1 protein-coding gene is annotated in these 4,801 nt (G+C 47.8%); it reads left to right on the top strand.

Annotated features, from left to right (window positions below):
- Nucleotides 1-446 precede the first annotated feature (446 nt).
- On the top strand, nt 447-4,451 hold the full coding sequence (locus tag ACT3XD_RS19185; protein WP_192539881.1) for an NACHT domain-containing protein: 4,005 nt from the start codon (nt 447-449) through the stop codon (nt 4,449-4,451).
- Nucleotides 4,452-4,801 lie beyond the last annotated feature (350 nt).

A 4,801-nucleotide genomic window follows, 5' to 3' on the forward strand; every position in this document is an offset into this window, starting at 1 on the left:
CGTGTAATTTAGCCAGCCCCTACGCCAGCACATACTTTGGTTTTGGCTCTCAGTGAGCAGAACTGAACTATTTTGGACGCTGACTCCCTTGTTGCTGATTCTTTGTTACTTACCCTCGAACCATAATTCAGTAAAAGCTGCATGCGTGCACGCTCGTGAGAGGTGACACCCTCTTTTCATTAAGATACTGTCTTCTTAAGAATTATGAGTGGTGGCTATTGGCTGTTAACGACCCAAAGCGGACCTTTGTATCAGGCGCGGCTTCATGGGCCATGTCGACACGATGTTTGGGGGCGGTGGTTCGCTACAAACCGTAGGAAGGTCAGCTTTGCGGCTAGTCTAAGCGCTCAAAAGCGCTTCTTATGGATGCCATACCCCGGCGAAAACGGTCACACTTATCACTATCTTGCATAGTAAGAGCGTTCTGGACACGATATTCTGCCATTATGACTTCAAAATTCTACCTTCCTCGGACACTACACTCGGAAGATAAAAAATATAACGAAGTATCCCTATGGGCAGCTTCACGCTTCCTCGTTGTCTTAGCAGAACCTGGGGCAGGTAAAACGCGCCTGATGGAGAGTTTGGCGCAACAATTGGGAAGCACGGTTGTCACCGCGAACCGCTTTGCCTACACAGGTACATCGGCAAGCGGCTCTCCTCTGCTCATTGATGCATACGACGAATTGGCCAAGGTGGACGCTAGCGGCGTCTACAAGCTGCTTGCAGCTGCGCAAAACGCTGACCCTACACATTTAGCAATTTCAAGTAGATCAAGCGAATGGGACAACGCTGCAAATAGCGCCTTTCAAGAGTTCTTCGGCGAGCCACCGCTTGTTGCTAGGCTATTAGAGTTCACCGAAGACGAGCAACGCAGAATATTTGAGAATCATAGCCCGAAAGAAGACTTCGCCGCGTTCCACGCCGAAGTTGTACGATTTGACTTGGAAGCATTGTTGCCCAATCCACAATTTTTAACGTTGTTCGCAGATGCCTACGTAGAGAGCGGCCGCAAGTTCACGGATAAAAAATCGATTTTCTCACAAGCGTTAGAGCGTCTTGCCAAAGAAGCCAATTCAACTGTGAAGAGTATTGGTGGATCATTATCTGCTGCACAGAAAGTAGATGCTACTTCTGAAGTCTTTGCAAAGCTGCTGCTTTCAGGCGCTGAGGGTGTAACGATAAGTGAAGCTAGTGAGGACACGCTATATCCACTTCTCGGATCGCTAGTGTCTGACACTGCACCCATAAACGCGCTTCTCGCAACGCGTATGTTTAAGCTTGGCGATACTGTCGACACCCATCGGCCCGTGCACAAAATCATCTCCGAGTACGCTGCCGCAAACTATCTGACAAAGCGGATTGCTGACCCAGCCGACACAATTTCAATCGATAAGTGTTTGTCTGTCATCGCGCCAAATTCGACGGTGCGTGATGAACTTCGCGGTCTACTTGGATGGATGGCCTCGCTGGGCAATAAACCCATCCAGAAGGCGATAGTCGGGTTGGATCCGTACGCGGTACTCGCCAACGGTGACCCCTCACAGCTAGAAACTGCATCAAAAAAACTACTCATTAATCGGCTCAAGGAAATCGAAAAAAAGGATCCTTACTTCCGTAGGGAGGACTTCTGGCGCAGGTTTAGTGTCGCAGGATTTTTTACGCCCGAAGTGGTTGACGAAATAAAGCCGTTGCTCACGCAAAAGGCTGATGGTCACTTGCGTAACTTAGTACTCGAGCTTCTAAGTGGATCTCCTGCAATCAAACACTTGACCAGTGAACTGCGAGCGCTCGCTCTTTCACCGCAGGAAAGCGAACATGTGCGGCTGATGGCACTAAACTGTTTGCTCGATCAAGGTAGCCTCTATGATCATTTGAGCGACATGGCCGTTCTTTTCTTTGAAGCAAGCCAAACTTCACTCAAGCTGGTTGCAAAAGCCATTGAAAAACGCGGCGTGCTCACCTTTAGCGATCAGTATCTATTAGGTTACTTCCGAGTATGTGCTCACTTATATCCTCGCCACAATGAACATTTTGAACAAACAATTGGAACGCGTTATTTTATAAAACACCTGATCGGCCAACTACCTTTATCTAATATCGAATTCCTACTGAATAGTTTGACAGACGGTTTAGTGTGCACATGCGGTAAAGAGAACTTCGAGTGTGATTGTAGAAAGGGGATAAGCAAGATCGTTGCTTCCCTAATGGACCGTTTCTTTGAGCTATCATCGCCTCCCTACGACTCAAAGAAAGTATGGCAATGGGTGAGGAATTTGAACTTCCACTATGGTAAAAGTTCGGATCAGAGCAAGGCTATTGAAGTTCTTCAATCAAATCGAGAATTGAGGAGAGGTATCATTAAACACGTCTTCGGCGAGCTAACCGACAAGCGTGATATCTTTGAAACCAAGGGACAATTTTTTGATTTGCATTCACACTCTGGTCTTAGCTTTCAGAAAGAAGATTATGATTTTATAGTTGATTACGCCTTTGAAATCGACAACGTGGAGCTTTGGACGGCATTCATTGCAAGGCACCAAATTCATCGGAATAAGGTCCAGAGGGGACCGGACCCGCTTCGAGGCCATATGCGTGAACAAGCGGCGCTCAAACCAGCTTTTATGCGCACTTGGGTAAAATCAAACCGAGATGACGCAAAATTCAATAGGCAGCATCGCTTCCCGAGTTTTCGGCATTCCCGACGCATGAAGAAACGCAATAGGCGGACAAATGAAACACGGGCAGCCAATATAAAGTATATCCACGAGAATCGCGAACTTGTAGAAGGGGGGCGTCACTGGGGCTGCTTGGTTAGATTTGCTGAGCTGGTACTCATGCAGCCGGACAAAATCGAAGAGGAATTCGGAAGTGAAGGTATTGTAAGAAATGGCCTTCGAAACTGCTTGGACTTCATCACATCAAGTGTACCATCCTTGCCCAAATTGGCAGAGCTTCAGTGCGCATCTAAATACCAACAATCGGAAACTATACTGTATGCCGCTTGTTTGGAGATTTTGCGAAGGGATGGCAATCTGAGCTGTGTCCCGGTTGAACTCCTCCAAGCGCTCAGAACGAATCTAGACATGCATTACGATGCAGTCGAAAGTGAAGACAGAAATGCGCTACAGGCAGAGGTCAACCGTTTAGCTCTTTCCACTGATAAAGAAGCGGAAAGCTTTTGCCGACAGTACATTGAGCCGCAACTTCGCGATCCCAATTGCAAACACCCACAGGTTCATTGGTTACGTTACGACCCGGTTTTTCAACCGTTGGCCCCGGCGTTAGCGTATGAGTGGCTTTGGACATTCGACATGATGCCGGTAAATGCACTAGATACTCTATTTGAAATTGCCGTGCAACACGTAGACAAGGAAAGGTTGGAAGCACTTATAGCCTGTCGCTCTTCAGAACTGACCATGGAGGCGCTAGAGGAGCGGCGTGCTTTTTGGTTTATACGCGCGATATACTTTTTGAAGGGTAACAGCTCCCCATATTGGAATTGGCTGATTTCTGATAAGGACAATGTTCTGCTTCTGAACGAGCGATCGGGACGAATGAACCGCAGGGAAAATCGGACTTGGCCAAGCCTCACATCAGATAAGATAGAGGTAATTCTCGGAGCGTTCCTTTCACTTTGGCCTAAAGTGCCGCTACCCAGCTCATGGGGAACGAATAGTCCTAAGGAAGAGACTGCATATCGTTTTTTGACAGAGATCATCTGGGCCATGAATGCCGATGCTCCTGATTGCGCTATCCCCGTAATTAAACGTCTGCTAAGCGATACACTTTATGCAGACTTCCATAAGGATATGCAAAGTATGCTGTCAAGTTTGGAACGCCAGAAAGCACTTGAGAACTTCAAACCGCCAAGCCCCAGCGAAATTGTCGAAATGCTTGATCAGGACGCGGTCGTTACGGTCGAAGGTTTGCGCCAACTGGTGTTGCAGGAACTTTCGAAATTGCAAAGTGCAATCGACGGAGGTGAGTTTAACACTGCAGAGCGTTTCTACGCCGGAACGAAAAGACTAGACGAAGAACCGTGCACCCGGATCATTGCAGAGCGGCTAAGCCTGATCTTGGAACCGAAGAACATCACTATTACACCAGAACATCATTTAAAACACGACAAGCGCTGTGACTTCACTACTGCGAAAGTTTTAGCAGGAAAAAGATGTTTACTTGTGACAGAGGTCAAAGGCCAATGGCACCCAAAGCTCTACGAAGCAGCTTTCAATCAGCTGAACAACCTATACGCAATCCACCCCGATGCCGAGCAACAGGGTATTTATTTGGTTATCTGGTTCGGCGCCGATGAGAAGGTTGCAGGTGTAAAAGGGCATGGCATCTCTGACGCTGTGGAACTTAAGACTAAGTTGGACAATACACTTCCGGACGAACTAAAGGGCTTGATCGACGTCTTTGTGTTAGATGTGTCAAAGAGCAATTAGGCGAGCGAGCCTGTAATGAATGTCGAACGCAGGCATTCGTTGCCAACTGCAAAAAATTCAGCTTGGCGCCGCTACCGGAGCAGCTCAGTAGTTTTCTTCGAATATCATCTGGAGATCATGATCGTGCCGTAGAATAGCATCTATTACAGAGAGCGCATTACGAACTAATACATCGTTTCGGTCATTATCCGGGGCGCCACTCTTGCGGTGGTTTTCAACCCAGTTGTCCAAATGGCTGCCTCTAAGCAGCCTGTTTATTACGCTCAACTTCCTGCAGCTTGCCAGGGTTGAGCGATACCGAACCGGGTACCTCGCAGTTTCGAGTCTTGCCCGACCAACGCTGTGGATGC

Source organism: Halomonas sp. AOP7-B1-5 (genome assembly GCF_052353045.1).
Taxonomy (GTDB): domain Bacteria; phylum Pseudomonadota; class Gammaproteobacteria; order Pseudomonadales; family Halomonadaceae; genus Vreelandella; species Vreelandella colorata.